Source organism: Marinomonas colpomeniae, from assembly GCF_014803385.1.
In the GTDB taxonomy this organism is placed as follows: Bacteria; Pseudomonadota; Gammaproteobacteria; order Pseudomonadales; family Marinomonadaceae; genus Marinomonas; species Marinomonas colpomeniae.
The window spans coordinates 35,408-54,007 of the sequence record NZ_JACYFC010000002.1 but is presented as its reverse complement, the minus strand read 5'-3'; the positions used below and the strand labels follow the sequence as shown (position 1 = coordinate 54,007).

The window sequence follows — 18,600 nt, the reverse complement described above, 5'->3', positions numbered from 1 at the left end:
ATAAGTGAGTGTTTTATTTATTATATTTTGGAGTCTAGCAAGAAAGTGCTAGTGAACCAATTCAAGAAAATCTAGTGAATCTTGAAAAGGCATTAACAAAAAGTTAAATAAATTAGATTGATTTAATATTTTCTCCCCCGCATAATTTTTAGTCTAACCTAATTTATATCCGTGTAATTACAGAGAACAAAATAATGACAACAAAAGTAATGGCGTTCGGTGAAGCCTTAATCGACTTTCTTTCCAATGGTGCGACTCAAGTTGGTGAATTGGAGTCTTTCACTAAATTCCCTGGTGGCGCGCCTGCAAACGTTGCTGTTGCCGTTGCTAGATTAGGTGGAAATAGTCATTTTGTTGGTCAAGTAGGTGACGACGCTTTCGGTCACTTTCTGAAAGATTCCCTCGATAGTTACGGTGTTAATACGACTAATATGTTGATGACGACGGAAGCCAAAACCGCATTGGCTTTTGTTAGTTTAGACGATACAGGTGAACGCAGCTTTGAATTTTATCGCAGCCCATCTGCGGATATTTTATTCCGTGAATCTGATTTTAACGCGATGTGGTTTGCTGAATCTCAAGGTGTTTTCCATACCTGCTCAAATACATTGACCGATGCTGATATTACCAAAGCGACATTGGCAGGTGTCAGTATGGCTCGCTCTGCGAACTGGGTTGTGAGTATCGATGTGAACTTACGTTCTAACCTTTGGCCAAATAAACAAGTAGACAGTCAGCGTGTTATTGATTGGATGCAAAGTGGCGATGTGGTGAAAGCCAGCTTAGAAGAGCTTGAGGTATTGTCAGACGAACCGTTTACTTTAATTCAGCAAACTTTGGCTGCTGGCGTGACGTTATTTGTATTAACGGACGGTCCAAATTCTATTCGTTTTTATACTGCTGTTCATGGAGAGAGTGTAGTTGCAACACCAAAAGTTGAGGTGAAAGATACAACAGCAGCGGGTGATGCGTTTGTTGGTGGTTTACTTTATAAATTGGCAGAAGAAGGGGGCGATCGTGTTACTTTATCTTCTTTGTCTCAACAATCATTGATCAATATTGTTCGTTTTGCGGCAGCTTGTGGTGCTGATTCAGTGACTAAATTAGGAGCGTACCCTTCTTTGCCTTCTTTATCTGAAGCTCAAGCGCAACTTAAGTGTTTTTGATGAATAAAAATCAATACAAAAGGTTCTATTTTATTTAGATTAAAGCTTTAAAGTGAAGCTTAGGATTTTAAGTAAGATAAAAAGAGCGTGCCCAAGGTGCGCTTTTTTTGGTATAGGAAAAAGTTGTGTGTATGCAAAAACGAGCTTAAAAATTGATACTTTTTAATGGTTTTTTAATCGATAACTTACTGAATTTATAATGAAATCCCTCCTTATTCGAGTTTTAAGTAATATGCTTAGAAAAAAATCACTTGAGTATTTCTTCTCTCTATTACTAAGCTTCAGAAATAATTAAGACAATATTAAGGGCTTTGTGTGCTTGATGCTCAGGTTTTGATTGTTAATAATCATTTTTCTTCTTAATCCTTATAGAAGACATGTTTTACCTTGTTTCGACCTATAATAAAAACAAAGGCGTACTAGGGAAGGAAGCCTTCCGAGTGAGCCTGTAAGGAGCACTTAATTATGAAAAAATTATTATTGTCTTCGGCAATCGCCGTGACTCTCTCTGTTAATGCCGCGCATGCTGCTGACTTATTTATTAAACCAGGTGAAGATTCTCGTTTTAATTGGGCTAGTTATGATGCTCTGAAATCTGTTCAATTGTCAGGTGAAACTGTTTCTGTGTTTGGTCCGTGGATGGGCGATGAAAAAGCCAACTTTGAACGAGTTGTTGCTTATTTTGAACAGGCTACAGGTGCAAAAGTTAATTACGCAGGTTCAGATTCTTTTGAACAACAAATTGTTATTGATGCCCAAGCTGGTAGTGCACCGAATGTGTCTGTATTCCCACAACCTGGCTTAGCGGCGGATTTGGCTGCGAAAGGTTTTTTAACCCCTCTTAGTGATGATGTAAAAGCTGCTGTCGTAAAAGATTATGCAGCAGGTCAATCTTGGGCAGACCTTGCTACTTTTAAAAACAGTAAAGGAAAAGAAGACTTTTACGGTGTTTTCTATCGTGCTGATTTAAAATCTTTGGTTTGGTATTCACCAGATAACTTTGCTGATGCTGGTTATGATGTACCTGAAACAATGGAAGACCTAAAAGCATTAACTGAAGAAATTGTTGCTGATGGTGGTACTCCTTGGTGTATCGGTCTGGGTTCCGGTGCGGCAACAGGTTGGCCAGCAACAGATTGGGTTGAAGATTTATTACTTCGTACACAGCCTGCTTCTGTTTATGACCAATGGGTAAGCAACGAAATTAAATTTGATGATCCACGTATTGTGGGTGCTATTGAAGAGTTTGGTTGGTTTGCTCGTAATGATGCCTTTGTTGATGGCGGTGCAGGTGCTGTGTCCTCTACCGATTTCCGTGACAGCCCAAAAGGTATGTTCCAGTCTCCACCTAAGTGTTACTTGCATCGTCAAGCGTCTTTCATTCCAGCTTTCTTTCCTGAAGATGTAGAGCTTGGAACTGATGCAGATTTCTTCTATTTCCCATCGTACGAGTCTAAAAAGCTAGGCAACCCTGTTCTAGGTGCTGGTACGTTAGTAAGTGTCACTAATGATTCTAAAGGCGCTCGTGCCTTTGTTGACTTCATTCGTTCGCCGATTGCTCATGAACTATGGATGACACAAACGGGCTTTGTATCGGCTCATTTAGGGGCTAACCCAGAAGTGTATGCTACTGAGGTGGCTAAAAAACAAGGTGAAATCATACGTTATGCGACCACATTTCGTTTTGACGGATCGGATTTAATGCCTGGTAAAATCGGTGCAGGTTCTTTTTGGACTGGCATGGTTGATTATACTGGCGGTAAAGACGCAAAAGAAGTGGCTAAAGACATCCAAAAAACATGGGATGCATTGAAATAAGTCCTGATAAAGCCCCTAGGTGAGTAATCGCTTAGGGGCTTTTTTTATTTGTTACAGAATTAAGTGTGGATAGTATTTAGCATCAACCGTTCTCAGAATAGGGGGGTGGTGATTCATCCACGTGACTATCGTTTTTTGGAGATTCTATGGCTCAGCTCGCTTCTGCGTTAATGACCATGATTGTAGGTATTTTAGGTTGCGTCGTTTATTTTTACGGCTCTAATATCTTGCTAGATAAAATTTTCCCTACAAAAAATCGACCAGCACAAGATGTTGCTCGTAATTTGCGCATTGCTAATAATGTCCGTCCTTGGTTGTTTTTAGGGCCAGCGGTTCTATTACTGACGTTTTACTTGTTTTACCCTGTTATTGATTCCATTCGTTTGTCATTCTTTGACCGTAGTGGTGACGAATTTGTAGGCATTTCAAACTACGTTTGGTTATTTGGCAACGATGAATTTTTCGAATCTTTTCAGAACAATATGCTTTGGTTAATTGTTGTTCCTACTATGTCGACTTTCTTGGGCTTGGTTATTGCAACCATGACCGATCGTATTTGGTGGGGCAATATTGCAAAAAGTTTGATATTCATGCCAATGGCGATTTCCTTTATTGGCGCATCGGTTATTTGGAAGTTTATTTATGATTTCCGTAGCGGTGGTGATGCTCAAATTGGCTTGCTAAATGCGATAGTTGTCTTTTTTGGTGGCGAACCTCAAAACTGGATTACTATGCCGTTTTGGAATAATTTCTTCCTAATGGTTATTTTGATCTGGGTACAAACAGGCTTCGCAATGGTGATCTTATCCGCTGCGTTACGTGGTATCCCAGACGAGACAATTGAGGCCGCTGTGTTAGATGGCGCGAGTGGTGTACAAATATTTTTCAAAATTATGGTGCCGCAAATTTGGGGAACCATCGCTGTGGTGTGGACGACGATTACTATTCTTGTATTAAAAGTATTCGATATTGTGTTGGCCATGACAAACGGTCAATGGGACACACAGGTTCTTGCCAATCAGATGTTTGACTGGATGTTCCGAGGTGGCGGCGACTTTGGTCGTGGTGCGGTGGTCGCGATTGTTATTATGGTGATGGTGATACCTATCATGGTTTGGAATATTAAGCGTGCGAACGCAGAAATGGAGGGTCGTTAATATGATTACATCATCAAAACGATCTCCATTAACCTATTTGGTTCATGCCACTGTGTTGTTTCTTGTGGTGATTTGGACGATACCTACGGCAGGTTTATTTATCTCGTCAATTCGTGATAAAGATCAGTTGTCTGTTTCTGGCTGGTGGACTGCGCTATCAACGTCTGAACAGCGTATTGTTACTCGAGCTAATGACCCTGAAACACAAACTAAAGAAGGCGATCTCTTTGTTATTCGCGGCAACTTATTAGAAGGTGGCTCCGGTGTAGTTGTTAAATTTGGTTCAAGCTCTTTGAAACCAGAAGCCTTTAACGTTGAAACATTGGCTGAGCTTAAAAAAGGTAAAACCTTACAAGTATCTGAGAACGGCGATTATGTTCTTTCTTCGCCTGACGAATGGAGGGGCTCTCGTGGTCAACGTATCTTCTATACAGCTGAGATTCCTCCACGCTTCACGCTAGATAATTACCGAGAAGTTTTAGGTACTGAAGGATTAGGGCAGTCTTTTCTCAATTCTTTGACTGTGACTATTCCGGCGACAGTCATTCCTATTTTAGTGGCCGCATTTGCAGCTTATGCGCTGGCTTGGATGCGATTCCCGGGTCGTGCATTATTACTTGCTTCGGTTGTTGGTTTGTTGGTTGTTCCTTTACAAATGTCACTGATTCCTTTATTGAAAAGCTATAACCTAATCGGTGAGTTTTTCGGTGTTGGCTCAAAAACCTATGTGGGAATTTGGCTCGCTCATACAGGGTTCGGTTTGCCGTTGGCTATTTATTTGCTGCGTAATTACATTGCAGGTTTACCGAGGGAAATTATTGAATCGGCTCGTGTTGATGGTGCATCAGACTTTGATATTTTCCGTAAGATCATTTTACCTTTGTCTTTCCCTGCATTGGCGTCATTTGCCATTTTTCAATTCCTTTGGGTTTGGAATGACTTATTGATTGCGATGGTTTTCTTGGGTAATAACGAAGAACATTTAGTGTTAACTGGACAGCTTCGTGAGCTTTTAGGGTCACGCGGCGGCAATTGGGAAATTCTCACCGCGTCAGCGTTTATCACCATTATTATCCCTTTGTGTGTCTTCTTTAGTTTGCAGCGTTATTTAGTACGTGGCTTGCTGGCAGGCTCTGTTAAGTAATCTATTTTACGAGAGTGAGTTGAGCTCTGCTCCTCACTCAAGACCAGTATAAATTGAGGCAATTGAATCATGGCAGACGTTAAATTAACCCATGTTAAAAAAATATATTCCAATAAAGTAGAAGTGTTAAAAGACATCAACTTAGACATCAAACAAGGCGAGTTCATCGTGTTTGTTGGACCATCAGGTTGTGGTAAATCTACTTTGCTTCGCATGATTTCTGGCTTAGAAGAAATAACTTCAGGCACATTGGAAATTGACGGTCAGGTTGTGAATGATGTACCGCCAGCGTTACGTGGCATTGCAATGGTGTTCCAGAGTTATGCTCTGTACCCGCATATGTCTGTGTATGACAACATGGCATTTAGTTTACAGATTGCGAAACTTAGTAAAGAAGACATTGATCAGCAAGTGAGAAAGGCGGCGGATTTATTGCAACTTACGCCTTATCTAGATCGTTTACCTAAAGCGCTTTCTGGTGGGCAACGTCAGCGCGTCGCAATTGGTCGTGCGATTGTTCGCCGTCCTAAGGTCTTTCTATTTGACGAGCCTTTATCTAATTTGGATGCAGCGTTGCGCGTTGCGACTCGTATGGAAATAGCGAATCTGAAAGAAAGTATGCCTGATTCGACTATGATTTATGTGACCCATGATCAGGTAGAAGCAATGACATTAGCAGACAGAATTGTTTTATTGTCTGGTGGTGACGTGGAACAGGTGGGTCCGCCATTAGATTTATATGAGCATCCTGCGAATGTGTTCGTTGCGAAATTTATTGGTTCACCTTCGATGAACGTTGTGCCATGTAAAATTGAAAAGGCAGGTGAGCAAACTAGTGTGTCAATCTGTCCTTCTATTGTGGTAGATACGCCGATTGTGACAGACGTAAAGGAAGAATCTAAAGCGGCTTTCTTTGGTATTCGTCCAGAAAATTTAGTGGTTGTTGAAACTGCAGAAGAAGGCTTTTTAACTGGTGAAGTGACGTTTGTAGAATCATTGGGTGAAGCAACATTATTGTATGTGAAAGTGCCAGGTTGTGACGAGGCGATGATTGCAAAGCAAGCCGGTACGCTAAACATTAAGCGTGGTGATACAGTGCATTTATCTGCTTTGCCTGAAAAAATGCATTTATTTGATAGTAATGAATTGTCTTATCTTCGTTAAATCTTAAAAATGTTTTCTATGTAATTTTATAAGGATGATGCTTTGCATCATCCTTAGTTTTATCTGTTTTTGGAGAGTCTTTATGACAACTAATTTGAATTGGTGGAAAGGTGGGGTTATTTATCAAATTTACCCACGTAGCTTCATGGATGCTAATGGCGATGGTGTTGGCGATTTAGCAGGCATTACAAGCAAGTTAGATTATGTCGCGTCTTTGGGTGTAGATGCCATTTGGTTGTCCCCTATTTTTACGTCACCGATGAAAGACTTTGGTTACGATGTTTCAGATTATTGCGACATCGATCCTATGTTTGGTTCTTTGGATGATTTTAAGAATCTGATTAATCGCTCTCATGACTTAGGTCTTAAAGTAATGATTGATCAGGTTATTAGCCATTCTGCTGATGTTCATCCTTGGTTTGAAGAAAGCCGTCAAGATAAAACCAATGAAAAAGCGGATTGGTACGTTTGGGCTGACCCCAAGCCAGACGGTTCACCACCTAATAATTGGTTGTCTATTTTTGGCGGCAGTGCATGGAAATGGGACAGCCGTCGTTTGCAATATTACTTACACAATTTTTTAGAGTCTCAACCGGACTTGAATTTTCATAATCCAGATGTTCGCCAAGCACATTTAGACAATATGCGTTTTTGGCTGAAGCTTGGAGTAGATGGTTTCCGTTTAGACACTGTGAACTTTTACTTCCACAGTGAAGGTTTAGAAGACAATCCACCGGTTCCTGTCGGTGAGCCTAAAACGATGGGTGCCCCACACGATAATCCATACACCTATCAGCGTCATGTTTATGATTTGAGCCGTCCTGAAAATCTGGATTTCTTGAAAAGCTTGCGCGCTATGATGGACGAGTTTCCTGGAAGTACAGCAGTTGGTGAAATTGGTGATGATTTCCCTTTGAAACGTATGGCTGAATACACTTCTGGCGGCGATAAGCTTCACATGGCCTATACATTTGATTTTCTTAATACGCCTCATTCTCCAGAATACATTCGTGAAGTATTGCAAAACATGCAAGACATTGTGGGTGATGGTTGGCCTTGCTGGGCTTTATCTAACCATGATGTGGTTAGGTCTCGTTCTCGCTGGGGGGCGGATGAGGATGGTGAAGCGTATCCATTAATTACATTGGCTTTGATTTTGTCTTTGCGCGGAAGCGTATGTTTGTATCAGGGTGAAGAACTTGGCCTGCCAGAGGCTGAAGTGCCTTTTGAGCGTATTCAAGACCCTTATGGCATTCCTTTGTGGCCTGTGTTTAAAGGTCGTGACGGTTGTCGTACGCCAATGGTATGGGACAAGTCACCACTAGGTGGCTTTTCAACTGTAGAGCCTTGGTTACCTGTTGACCAAAAACATTTGTCATTGAGCGTTGCTGAGCAAGAATCAAATCCAGATGCTTTATTACATAAAGTACGTCAACTTATTCATTGGCGTCAGCAACAACCAGCATTAGTAAATGGCGAGCTGTCACAGCTTGATGTTGGCAATCCAAAATTGGTGACTGTGGTTCGTGAATATGATGGCGAGCGTTTGTTGGCGGTACTGAACATGACGAATGAAACACAGCAAGCGACATTGAATTGTGGTGAGATTGAACTCTTGCAAGGTCATGGTTTCCAATCAATATTGGAAGGTCAAAACTTGACGTTACCAGCTTATCAAGCATGCTATGCTAAGTTATCTTAGTGATAATATTACTGCGTTTTTTAGCCAAACCAATTTACGTGTTACGTAAATTGGTTTGTTTTTAGAGACTCTGTATTTAAATGGATATTTAGTATGAAAAAAGGGACGAAAAAATTAACACTTAAAGACGTTGCGGAACGGCTGGAAGTGTCTACTGCAACCATTTCTAATGCTTTTAACCGACCTGATCAGCTGTCGGCGAGTTTGCGCGATAATATTTTGAGTGAATGTGAAAAAATGGGGTATTTTGGCCCCAATGCAGCTGCCCGTAGTTTGCGTACTGGCCGTACTGGTATCGTCGGGATTGTGCTGTCTGATGGTCTTAGTTATAGCCTGACAGATCCTGTTGCCAATCAATTCCTGAAAGGTATGGCGGAAGTCTTTGATTCTAATGCTTATAACATGTTGCTTTTATCCTCTGATGAAATTGAACAAGATGCGCAGAGTCGCATGCAATCGTCTATGGTCGATGGCTTTATCGTTTATGGCCATAAGCCTCAGCAATGTCAAAATGCACCTTGGCTAATGCCTCATAAAAACATCATCACGGTTGATAGCTTTATTCCTGGTACGACTTCAGTAAACGTCGAGAACCATCGTGGAGCCTACATAATTGCAAGTCATGCTTTAGCACATAAGCCAAAAGCCGTCGCTATTTTAGGTTTGAGTCTAGTTGATACCGACCGAGTATGCCGGATACGAGAAGATGAGATGTTTGACCGCGCTGCTTCTATTTCTATTCAGCGTTTGCACGGTTATTTTGAAGCGTTGAAAGAACATAATTTGTCAGTTCCTTCTGAATGTATTTGGAATATTCCAGAGAATAATCATCGATTAGCTTATCAGGCTGCCCGCGAAGCGTTAACAATGGCAAGTCGCCCTCAGCTGTTATTGTGTATGAGTGATTGTATTGCTATTGCTGCAGTGCAAGCTGCCTTGCAAATGGGATTGCGTGTCCCTGAAGATTTACAAGTGGTTGGATTTGATGGAATTGCAGAAAGTGAAAACTTCCATCCGTCTATTACGACCATGCATCAACAAACGGTAGAAAAAGGCCGAGTGGCTGCGGAAGTGTTTCTAGGTTTAAGAGAAGCAAAAGACATTCTTTTAGAAACCGAACTAGTGGTACGAGAAAGCTGCCCTTCTGTTTGAGGGGGAGCCTATTAATCTAGTTTGCTTTGATTGAGTATTATATCCAATAGTCTGAAATGTTGGCATTAGAGTCTAAATGATAAGCAATTTGCGCTTGCAATAACTCTGCAGAAGAAAGCGCATCCGTTAGTGCGTGATGAGCCTTGTAGCGAGGTAGTTTGTAACGCTGTCGACAGGCATCTAAGCGTAATGATGGGGGCCTGCCAAAACGTTTCCACCAAGGTTTATAGGTCGCCTGTCTTTCAATATCCATCGTATCTAGTACTGGGAAGTACAGGGGATAGCCGTAAGTTTCCATTGCCGCTTTTAGTAAAAACTGACGCTCTATTGAAACACAATGAACCACCACAACTTTATTCGTGAGAGCGATTAATATTTCATCTAGAATAGCTCGAAGAGGCGGAGCTTCTGCTAGTTCAGCATGGGTGATTTCATGAATAGTAACCGATTCTGCATGCAGAGAACGCTCCGGTTTTGCCATCCAATACTGTGCCCCTTGGCAACGAATCGTTTTGTGGCTGAGTGGGATTAAACCAAGGCTGATAATTTCATCTTTTTGAGAATCTAATCCGGTTGTTTCCAAATCCAGCGCTAACAAAGGCGTGTCTTTCAATAGCGTATTCGGCGCTATCATTCCTGCAAGATAATAATTTTTTAGCGGACCTTCTGGTGCTTCTTCCGCCCATTCGGCGAACATGGCTTGCCAGTCTTGGGTGTCAGCTTGTGGTTTCTTCTTAAATACAGTCATCTAGCTTCGCTTCCCTGCATAGCGGAATTTAATAAATTCCTGCTGGCGAGCAACAATATGAAACGCATCTCTTAAATGGCGCTTTTCAAACGATGATAAATTTTCAGGGTTAACGTGATTATTTGGTTGTTCGCCAGCCTCAATTTGGTCTTTTTGATGGCGAATTCGGACTATACCTATCATTTCTAACGCTAAGGCGAGGTCTTTGGCTCGTCCATCTGGCAGTAATCCCGCGGCTTCTATATCTTCGATTCGTTCTAAGGTATTTAGCTTGTCACTACCACAGGCAAGTGCATGTACTCGAACGATATCTATAATAGGAGCGATGCCTCTTTCTTTAAGGTTAAAGGTACGTGATTGCTTACCTTCACCGTCTAATACAAACTGTCTGAAAAAGCCTAACGGTGGCTTTCGTTGATTCGCATTACGTGCCAGAAAGGTTAAAAATCCAGTATGTTGTTTGGCTTCTTTACGTATGTGTTGGTTAAGTTGTTTGGCTAATACTTTATCGCCATAGACGCCGCGTAAGTCAAAGAATATAGACAAACGCAAAAGTGCCTCTGCTTTAGGTTGCTGTATCCAATCGCTAAAGTTTTCTTTCCAAACACTCAACGGCTGACGCCAGCGGGGGTTCGACGCCATAATATCGCCTGAGCAAAGTTCGTAACCGCATTGATCAAGGTTATGACAAACCCAATCGGTAAAGGCTTCGAAGTATTCTCCGTGTATTTCTTTGTTATATTTATCGCTTAGGATGAGAGCATTGTCTTGATCCGTTTTAATTGTTTGTTCTTCTCTGGCTTGTGAACCAAGTGCAATAAAGCAATAAGGGATAGGTGGTGGACCAAATTTTTCTTCAGCAAGTTGAAGTAGTCGCTTCACAAAGGCCGTGCCTATATGAGACATAGCGTTGCCTATCATTTGAGTATTTGCATCGGCGACGACAAGCTGAGTGAAGGTATGAGTCATTTTATGACTAATGGCTTTCAAACCTTCAATGCTGGTTTGGTTAAAAATATCACTGATTAAATAAACGCTGCCGTGACTCTCTTTTTGGACAATATCACCAGTGCTGACAACGCCAATTGGTCGACCATTTTTGATAATGGGGATGTGATGGATATTTTTTGACATCATTTTCAAAACGGCTTCTGAAGCATAATCGTGGCTGTCCATTACAACAGGGTTACGAGTCATGATTTCCGAGATAGGGGTGTCATAAGCAAGGCTTTGAGCAACGGCTCTGGTGCGTAAATCTCTGTCGGTGACTATGCCAATAAGTTCGTCGTTATCTGTGATTAATAAGCTGGAAACATGTTTTTCAGTCATTACTTGTGCGGCTGAACGAATGTCTGCATCCATGTGTATGGTGATTGGTGGTCGTCTCAATAAACTGGCAATAGGGCAGGTCATTAAGGACACTTGGGAGCTTTGAGAATCCATGGCGACGCGCAAACGAACTTCACGAGCCAGTTCAAAGAAGTCTGAGAAGGTATCGTTTTCTTCATAGAATTTAATAAACCAACGGGCTGGAATACGATACAGCAGACTGTCTTCGATGGTTCGCATGGATTGCGAAGATTTACCGCCACGTAATAAAGAGGAATAACCAAATATTTCGCCTTCGTTCATGCGACGAATTAATTTCTCTTCTTTGCTGAGAACTTCAATTGCACCACTGCGAATAAAGAAAAGTGTTTTATTCAATGAATTAGGCTCTATAACCCATTCCCCAGAACGTAAATACTCTATTTCTATCTCTTTTGACATGTCACTAAGTTGCGGGTCTTCAGCAATCTCATTAAAGGGTGCATGCTGGCAAAGTGCTTCGAGTATTTCTGTTAATTCGACTTCCATTGTAAGAGTCCTATTTAGCGAGCAGAGGCGACACCATGGTCACGACTCCTATAATGAGAAAGAGTAAGCAGGCAAGTTGTCGAGTTCGTTTGGCATTTACCTTGTCAATTATCCATCGACCTGCACAAACAACAGGTACATTGGCGAGCATCATACCAATAGTTGAACCTAATAAAACCATCCAAACACCGCCATAATGAGCGCCTAATAGAACGGTAGCGATTTGTGTTTTGTCGCCTATTTCGGCAAGGAAGAATAGCACCAAGGTGGCACCAAAAGCGCCGTATTTTAAGACTTTTCTGTCTGCACTTTCGTCTTTATCTGGAATGAGTAACCATAAACCGACCAAGATAAAGCTTAACCCAACAATCCAACTTATCCAGTCTTGAGGGAGCCAATAAGCTACTTCAACACCAAACCAAGCCGATAAAGCGTGATTGAGTAGTGTGGCCAGTAATATGCCAAATACAATGGATAGTTTAGATGAAAAGCGGGTTGCAAGAAATAATGCTAAAAGTTGGGTTTTATCGCCCATTTCAGCCAATGCAACCGTTGAGATAGAAGTAAGTAAGGCTTCCATTTTTTGATGATTTCCTAGGTGGGCAATAAAACAAAAGACAATCCACTTACGCCCACCAGAGCTAAGTTGTTGTCTTAAGTCTCACCAATCCCGAGAATTCGTATCGAATCAGGACTTCTTTACCATGAGCATGAGGCTCAATTATGTTGATAAAGAATCTCTGCAATACACGTATTCGTATATTCAAAGAAGATTACTCCCTTAAGAGGGCACGAATCATAGAATATTTACCTTTATAAAACAATGCGAACGACAGTCAGACCATCGTTCGCATTTCATTTTCTATCAACACCAAATATCAGTGCTTTATCTTTATAAGTAAAAAATTACTTATAAAGATGCATATCACTTTTCAGACCTTTCCATAGGCTGATACACATGATCAACATTAGGAAGGTGAAAGGTAATCCGATAGTGATCGCTGCGGCTTGAATTGCGCCAAGTGCTTCTGAACCACCGCCGATTAGCAAAGCAATCGCAATGATACCTTCTAGAACAGCCCAAAAAACACGTTGAATCATAGGGGCGTCAGTTTTACCGCCTGCTGTGATGCCATCGATAACCAAAGAGCCAGAGTCAGAAGAGGTTACAAAGAAAACCAATACCAAGACAATCGCTACAAAAGAAGTGATCGAAGTTAATGGCATACTTGCAAACATTTGGAACATAGCAAGAGATGAATCACTAATGCCATTTGCTAATGCACCAACACCTGCTTCTGCTTGTTCTAATGCAGAGCCACCAAAGATAGCCATCCAAACAATGGACACAACAGTAGGTACTAATAATACAGCCACAACGAATTCACGAACTGTACGGCCGCGAGAAACGCGAGCGATAAACATACCAACAAATGGTGACCAAGAAATCCACCAAGCCCAATAGAATACTGTCCAGCCATGGTAGAAGGTTTCGTCTTCACGGCCAATCCAGTTACTTAGAGGAATGACATTTTCAACATAGTTTAGGAAGAAAGAACCTATCGCTAGGAAGATTTCGCCAGTATGTCCAACAATAACAATAAACAAAGCCAAAACAGCTGCGATGATCATGTTGATATTAGATAGTAGCTTAACACCACCTTCTAGACCCCGTGCAACAGAGATAATTGCCACGGCTGTTACTGCACAAATAACGATAATCTGAGTTGTTAACGTATTTGGAATATCAAACAAGAAGTTTAAGCCACTGGTTGCTTGTTGAGCACCAAAACCAAGGGACGTTGCTAAACCAAAGATAGTTGCAATCACCGAGATAACATCGATGAAATGACCAATACCGCCCCATACTTTTTCACCAAATAATGGGTAAAAAGCAGAACGAATCGTCAGTGGCAAGCCTTTGTTGTAAGCGAAAAAGGCTAAAGATAAACCAACAACAGCGTAAATAGCCCAAGGATGAAGACCCCAATGGAACATGGTGGCTCCCATCGCTAAATCTTTTGCTTCTGGTGTGTTTGCAATTGCATTAAAGGGTGTGCCGTACCAGCCTGTGTAATAAGCCACTGGTTCTGCAACACTCCAGAACATTAGGCCTATACCCATGCCTGCTGCAAATAACATTGAAAACCAAGACATGGTTGAATGGTCAGACTTTGCTTCTTTTCCGCCAAGGCGAATTTTACCGAATGGAAGAACAATTAGGGCCAGACAGAAAAGTACAAAAATATTGCCAGAGACCATAAAGAACCAATCAAAATTATTGATGGCCCAATTTTTTGCTCCGGATAAAATTGCGCTTGCATCAGTAGGGAATAAAATACTCCCAATAATGAAGGCAAAGATAATAATGGCGCTTGTACTAAATACTGGATTTAAAACATCCAAACCAAGAAACTTTACGTTATCTTGCCCTACTTTGTAGGACGTGTTGTATTCTGAGCGACCACTGTCGTCAGGTACTTTATTACTCATAAACATTCTCCCGAATTAGTGAGTATCTTCCCAATCTTTCTAAACGAAAACCAACATGAGTTTTTTATGTAATTTCGTTACTTCACACTAAAAGAATTCACATTGTTAGAGTGTTCTTAATGCGACGTATTTTGTTCTCTTTCAACTGAGAGACGATAATTTCATGTTGTAAATTATGCCTTTTTTATTCAGCGCGTCATCACAATCGGATGTAAAGTAGGTAACTACTAAATCGCTGAAAAATAAGACAAAAATTGATCGTATAGGAAGCGATTCATTCGCTTAAAAAGATATTTCATAGAAAAATATTAAGTTATGTATTTCTAAAAAAAGTAAAAAAGGCCATCTAAGATGGCCTTTTTTGCTTTATAACGGTGCAAGGGTCACATCAATTTACTTAGATGTCAAATTATAGTCAGAAAAATGATCTGTTTAGGGAAGGAACAACTCAAGTAACTCGTTAAGAAATAATTTGCCTTTTTCGGTTGTTTTGACTCGATGTTTTTTCCATTCATCCGCATCTAGTAAATCCCGCTTTATCGCTATTTCACAAGCATTTATTAAAGATATAGGCGGTTTTTGGTAGGTAAATCGCTCATAATCTTGCAAGTCAAATGTTTCAAATAAACGTAATCGGTTCATCATAAATTCAAGAGGCAAGTCTTCTTGTTCTATAGCATCTTTAATAACTAAAGCTTCAGGTAAATTATTGAGGTAATGACTTGGGTGGCGAGTCTTTCGTGTACGAAAGATTTGACCGTCTTCCAACGTGATTTTTCCGTGTGCGCCAGCACCTATTCCAAGGTAATCACCGAAGCGCCAGTAATTCAAATTATGTGCAGCACGATGATTTACTTTTGAGTTGGCAGATACTTCATATTGCGCATAACCATGCTTCGCTAGTAGGTCTTGGCCTGCGTCTTGAATCCCCCAAAGTGTATTATCTTCAGGTAAAGCGGGTGGGCGGCGATAAAACTCAGTATTTGGCTCTATTGTAAGTTGATACCAAGATAAGTGCTCAGGATTCAGGTCAATAGCAATAGATAGATCCTCTATCGCCATTTCTAGATTTTGGTCAGGTAAGCCATGCATTAAATCTAGATTAATATTGTCAAACCCAGCGGCTCTCGACTTGTCCACAGCGTGTATGGCTTCTTCACGATTGTGGATTCTTCCTAGGGTTTTCAACAGGCTTGGCTGGAAACTTTGAATACCAATAGATAATCGATTGATACCCGCTTGGCGAAAGTGACTAAATTTATCTTGTTCAAAGGTGCCAGGGTTCGCTTCCATAGTAATTTCAGCGTTATAAACCCAAGTAAGCTTTTCTCGTAGTGCATCCATGAGCTTATAGTAAAAGTCTTCACTCATTAAGCTTGGTGTGCCGCCACCAATAAAAGCTGTTTGAATCGAACGGTCTGCCACATAGGGTAAGTCTGCATCAAGGTCCGCTAGTAGTTGTGCCAAATAAGCGTCTTCTGGAAGGTGACCGTTTGTTTCAAAACGATCAGCTTGATGCGAGTTAAAGTCACAGTAAGGGCATTTTCGTACACACCAAGGTAAGTGAATATACAAACTCAATGGTGGTAAGGGTTTGCTCACTGTGCATTGCCTTCTTTTTGGAAGGCTGCAAATAATTGTTTCAATGCTTTTCCACGGTGACTAATCTGATTTTTGACTTCTTTAGGAAGACTCGCGGCACTACAACCACATTCTGGTACGTAAAAAATAGGGTCGTAGCCAAAACCTTCTTGGCCTGTGCTCGATTCCAGAATACGGCCTTCCCATGTGCCATGAAACACTAATGGTGTTGGGTCATCTTTATGGCGCATGTAAGCCAAAACACAATGGAAGCGAGCGGTACGTTCTAACTCGTCTACGCCTTCTAGTTTTTTTATTAGTAAATCGTTATTCGCTTGGTTGTTGCCGTGTTCACCAGCAAAGCGAGCAGAATAAATACCAGGTGCACCATTAAGGTAATCTACCTCAATACCAGAATCATCTGCTAATGCGGGCAAACCTGTATGAGCGCAAGCGTTACGAGCTTTTAGAATCGCGTTCTCAATAAAGGTTAAGCCAGTTTCTTCCGCTTCCACAACATCAAATTCACTCTGTGGTTTTACTTCAATACCCATGTCACCGAGTAATGTGTTGAATTCTTTGATTTTACCTGCATTGTTGCTGGCTAATACGATGGCTTTGTTCACCGGAGTATCCTCTTAATGTGTCAGACACTAAGATTCTTTTAGAACCTTAGTGTCTGTATTTTATTGGTTGAGTTGGACGTTTTAGATTATCGACTAATGTGAAAAATTGCAGTTTCACTGAATAGGTTTGGCATAGAGCGAATCCACCAATGGTCTTTCAACTGACCATCGACAGCGGCCCAACGTACAATTTTTATGTTCTTTTCGTGGCATAAACGTTCGAAGTCTTGAAAGGTGAAAAAGTGAATGTTTGGTGTGTCATACCAATTGTAAGGTAAAAACTCTGACACCGGCATGCGACCTTTCACCGCGAGATGGATTCGGTTACGCCAATGACCAAAATTTGGAAAGGTAATGATGCATTCTTTACCGATGCGAAGCATTTCATCAATCAATAGATCAGGGCGACGAAATTGCTGTAGGGCGTGTGTCATCATGACTAAATCAAAGCTTTGGTCTTCGAAATTTTGCAGTCCTTCATCAATATTTTGTTCTAAAACTGGAATTCCTTTTTCGATACAAGTATTTAAGTCTTTGGCGCGAATTTCCAGACCATAGCCACTAACCTTTTTATTTACCATTAGGTGATGGAGCAATTCACCTGGTCCACAGGCCAAATCCAATACACGGCTATTTGGTTGAATCCATTCATCGATTATTTCTAAATCAGCGCGCATTATTTGCTCTCCGTCGTTAAATTATTGGCAATACGGGTTAAAAATGCATTTAACACAGCCATATAGCGAGGAATAGGGAACAAGAAGGCATCGTGACCTTCAGATGCTTCTATTTTTGCATAAGACACGGGCTTTCCTGATTTCACCAAGGCATTAACGATTTCTTCACTGCGCTCTGGCGCAAAACGCCAATCTGTTGTAAAAGACACAAGTAAAAATTCGCAAGTAACCTGGCTTAATACTTTTGCCAGATTATTGTCGGCTTTTGCGGCAGGATCAAAGTAGTCGAGCGCTTTTGTCATCAACATATATGTGTTGGCATCAAAACGTTTTGTGAAGGCTTCGCCTTGGTAACGTAAGTAACTTTCAACCTCAAAATCAATATCATAATTGTATTGGTAGTCGGCGTGACGCATTTGACGACCGAACTTCGCACCCAATGCATCATCAGACAAATAGGTTATGTGTCCTAGCATGCGAGCTAAACCTAATCCGTTAGTAGGTATGGTTTCATTATTTAAGTAGTTACCATCAAAGAACTCAGGATCTCGACGTATGGACTGGCGCGCTACTTCATTAAAGGCAATATTCTGAGTCGATAGCTTAGGCGCAGACGCGACAAGTACCGCAGATTTCAAACGATCAGGATAACGAATGCTCCATTCAAGAGCTTGCATGCCTCCAAGGCTTCCGCCCACAATGGCTGCAAATGTTTGAATGCCGAGTAAATCGGCTAAACGTGCTTGGCTTACCACCCAATCTTCAACTGTAACCATCGGAAAAGTCGCTTCCCAGCGTTCACCAGTGTCTGGATTGATGCTAGATGGGCCAGTTGAGCCGCAACAACCTCCTAAATTATTTAATGCAATGACAAAGAACTTATTGGTATCGATAGTCTTTCCAGGTCCAATGGCAGAATCCCACCACCCCGGTTTTTTATCAGACATGTCATGATAGCCAGCAGCATGATGGTCACCACTAAGTGCATGACAAATGAGAATGGCGTTAGATGCACTGGTATTTAGCGTGCCATAGGTTTCATAAACGAGTTGGTACGACAACAGAGTTTGTCCGCAAGAAAGCACCAAGGGTGTTTCGAATTGCGCAATCTGCGGCGTAATAATACCAACAGAGTCGACGGGAATGACGTCCGGCATAGCGTTTGATTATCCTAATGAAGGTACTCGAATTCCCATTTTAAAAAGTGGGAAGATTCATCGATGAATGATGATGTACAGTCTAGCGGTTGCGACTAGTGTCATCAAGGGATTGCAGGATAAAACAAGAGTAGAAAGAAAAATGCTTCTATCATTCA

15 protein-coding genes are annotated in these 18,600 nt (G+C 41.3%); 7 read left to right on the top strand and 8 right to left on the bottom strand.

Annotated features, from left to right (window positions below; all coding sequences use genetic code 11):
• The first annotated feature begins 194 nt into the window (after positions 1-194).
• From IF202_RS05480 to IF202_RS05450, 7 genes are all read left to right on the top strand, one after another.
• Positions 195-1,166: a carbohydrate kinase family protein gene (locus IF202_RS05480; protein ID WP_191593888.1), complete on the top strand. Its 972-nt coding sequence runs from the start codon at positions 195-197 to the stop codon at positions 1,164-1,166.
• Between the two features lie 465 nt (positions 1,167-1,631).
• Positions 1,632-2,984, top strand: a complete 1,353-nt coding sequence (locus tag IF202_RS05475; RefSeq protein ID WP_191593887.1) for an ABC transporter substrate-binding protein — start codon at positions 1,632-1,634, stop codon at positions 2,982-2,984.
• A 146-nt stretch (positions 2,985-3,130) separates the two neighbouring features.
• Positions 3,131-4,141, top strand: coding sequence for a carbohydrate ABC transporter permease (locus tag IF202_RS05470; RefSeq protein ID WP_191593886.1), 1,011 nt, complete (start codon positions 3,131-3,133; stop codon positions 4,139-4,141).
• Between the two features lies 1 nt (position 4,142).
• Positions 4,143-5,285, top strand: coding sequence for a carbohydrate ABC transporter permease (locus tag IF202_RS05465; RefSeq protein ID WP_191593885.1), 1,143 nt, complete (start codon positions 4,143-4,145; stop codon positions 5,283-5,285).
• 69 nt (positions 5,286-5,354) lie between these two features.
• Positions 5,355-6,449, top strand: a complete 1,095-nt coding sequence (locus IF202_RS05460) for an ABC transporter ATP-binding protein (RefSeq protein ID WP_191593884.1) — start codon at positions 5,355-5,357, stop codon at positions 6,447-6,449.
• Between the two features lie 82 nt (positions 6,450-6,531).
• The gene (locus IF202_RS05455) at positions 6,532-8,151 is read left to right on the top strand and encodes an alpha-glucosidase family protein (RefSeq protein WP_191593883.1); all 1,620 of its coding nucleotides are present in this window, start codon (positions 6,532-6,534) and stop codon (positions 8,149-8,151) included.
• Between the two features lie 93 nt (positions 8,152-8,244).
• The gene (locus IF202_RS05450) at positions 8,245-9,303 is read left to right on the top strand and encodes a LacI family DNA-binding transcriptional regulator (RefSeq protein ID WP_191593882.1); all 1,059 of its coding nucleotides are present in this window, start codon (positions 8,245-8,247) and stop codon (positions 9,301-9,303) included.
• 37 nt (positions 9,304-9,340) lie between these two features.
• Here IF202_RS05450 and IF202_RS05445 read toward each other — a convergent pair whose 3' ends face one another.
• From IF202_RS05445 to metX, 8 genes are all read right to left on the bottom strand, one after another.
• Positions 9,341-10,051 carry a 3'-5' exonuclease gene (locus IF202_RS05445; RefSeq protein ID WP_191593881.1) on the bottom strand — a complete coding sequence of 237 codons (711 nt, stop codon included), beginning with the start codon at positions 10,049-10,051 and terminating at the stop codon, positions 9,341-9,343.
• Positions 10,052-11,908: a DUF294 nucleotidyltransferase-like domain-containing protein gene (locus IF202_RS05440; RefSeq protein WP_191593880.1), complete on the bottom strand. Its 1,857-nt coding sequence runs from the start codon at positions 11,906-11,908 to the stop codon at positions 10,052-10,054.
• Positions 11,909-11,918: 10 nt separating this feature from the next.
• Positions 11,919-12,488 (bottom strand): TMEM165/GDT1 family protein, encoded by a 570-nt coding sequence (locus IF202_RS05435; protein WP_191593879.1) that lies wholly within the window; start codon positions 12,486-12,488, stop codon positions 11,919-11,921.
• Positions 12,489-12,814: 326 nt separating this feature from the next.
• Positions 12,815-14,401, bottom strand: a complete 1,587-nt coding sequence (locus IF202_RS05430; protein WP_191593878.1) for a BCCT family transporter — start codon at positions 14,399-14,401, stop codon at positions 12,815-12,817.
• A 432-nt stretch (positions 14,402-14,833) separates the two neighbouring features.
• Positions 14,834-16,003 (bottom strand): radical SAM family heme chaperone HemW, encoded by a 1,170-nt coding sequence (hemW, locus tag IF202_RS05425; protein ID WP_191593877.1) that lies wholly within the window; start codon positions 16,001-16,003, stop codon positions 14,834-14,836.
• Complete coding sequence (locus IF202_RS05420; protein WP_191593876.1) at positions 16,000-16,608, bottom strand: XTP/dITP diphosphatase; 609 nt, start codon at positions 16,606-16,608, stop codon at positions 16,000-16,002. The genes hemW and IF202_RS05420 overlap by 4 nt, the downstream gene beginning before the upstream one ends.
• Positions 16,609-16,694: 86 nt before the next feature.
• Positions 16,695-17,285: a methionine biosynthesis protein MetW gene (metW, locus tag IF202_RS05415; protein WP_191593875.1), complete on the bottom strand. Its 591-nt coding sequence runs from the start codon at positions 17,283-17,285 to the stop codon at positions 16,695-16,697.
• Entirely contained in the window at positions 17,285-18,442 is a 1,158-nt protein-coding gene (metX, locus tag IF202_RS05410) for a homoserine O-succinyltransferase MetX (RefSeq protein ID WP_191593874.1), read from the bottom strand. Before metX ends, metW begins: the two co-directional genes overlap by 1 nt.
• Between the last annotated feature and the right edge of the window lie 158 nt (positions 18,443-18,600).

What these genes read in the sequence shown, in the direction of transcription:
- metW (WP_191593875.1), bottom strand. Translation starts at nt 17,285, where the DNA reads ATGCGCGCTGATTTAGAAATAATCGATGAATGGATTCAACCAAATAGC.
- IF202_RS05455 (WP_191593883.1), top strand. Translation starts at nt 6,532, where the DNA reads ATGACAACTAATTTGAATTGGTGGAAAGGTGGGGTTATTTATCAAATT.
- IF202_RS05435 (WP_191593879.1), bottom strand. Translation starts at nt 12,488, where the DNA reads ATGGAAGCCTTACTTACTTCTATCTCAACGGTTGCATTGGCTGAAATG.
- IF202_RS05430 (WP_191593878.1), bottom strand. Translation starts at nt 14,401, where the DNA reads ATGAGTAATAAAGTACCTGACGACAGTGGTCGCTCAGAATACAACACG.
- IF202_RS05450 (WP_191593882.1), top strand. Translation starts at nt 8,245, where the DNA reads ATGAAAAAAGGGACGAAAAAATTAACACTTAAAGACGTTGCGGAACGG.
- IF202_RS05465 (WP_191593885.1), top strand. Translation starts at nt 4,143, where the DNA reads ATGATTACATCATCAAAACGATCTCCATTAACCTATTTGGTTCATGCC.
- IF202_RS05460 (WP_191593884.1), top strand. Translation starts at nt 5,355, where the DNA reads ATGGCAGACGTTAAATTAACCCATGTTAAAAAAATATATTCCAATAAA.
- metX (WP_191593874.1), bottom strand. Translation starts at nt 18,442, where the DNA reads ATGCCGGACGTCATTCCCGTCGACTCTGTTGGTATTATTACGCCGCAG.
- IF202_RS05480 (WP_191593888.1), top strand. Translation starts at nt 195, where the DNA reads ATGACAACAAAAGTAATGGCGTTCGGTGAAGCCTTAATCGACTTTCTT.
- IF202_RS05440 (WP_191593880.1), bottom strand. Translation starts at nt 11,908, where the DNA reads ATGGAAGTCGAATTAACAGAAATACTCGAAGCACTTTGCCAGCATGCA.
- IF202_RS05470 (WP_191593886.1), top strand. Translation starts at nt 3,131, where the DNA reads ATGGCTCAGCTCGCTTCTGCGTTAATGACCATGATTGTAGGTATTTTA.
- IF202_RS05445 (WP_191593881.1), bottom strand. Translation starts at nt 10,051, where the DNA reads ATGACTGTATTTAAGAAGAAACCACAAGCTGACACCCAAGACTGGCAA.
- IF202_RS05475 (WP_191593887.1), top strand. Translation starts at nt 1,632, where the DNA reads ATGAAAAAATTATTATTGTCTTCGGCAATCGCCGTGACTCTCTCTGTT.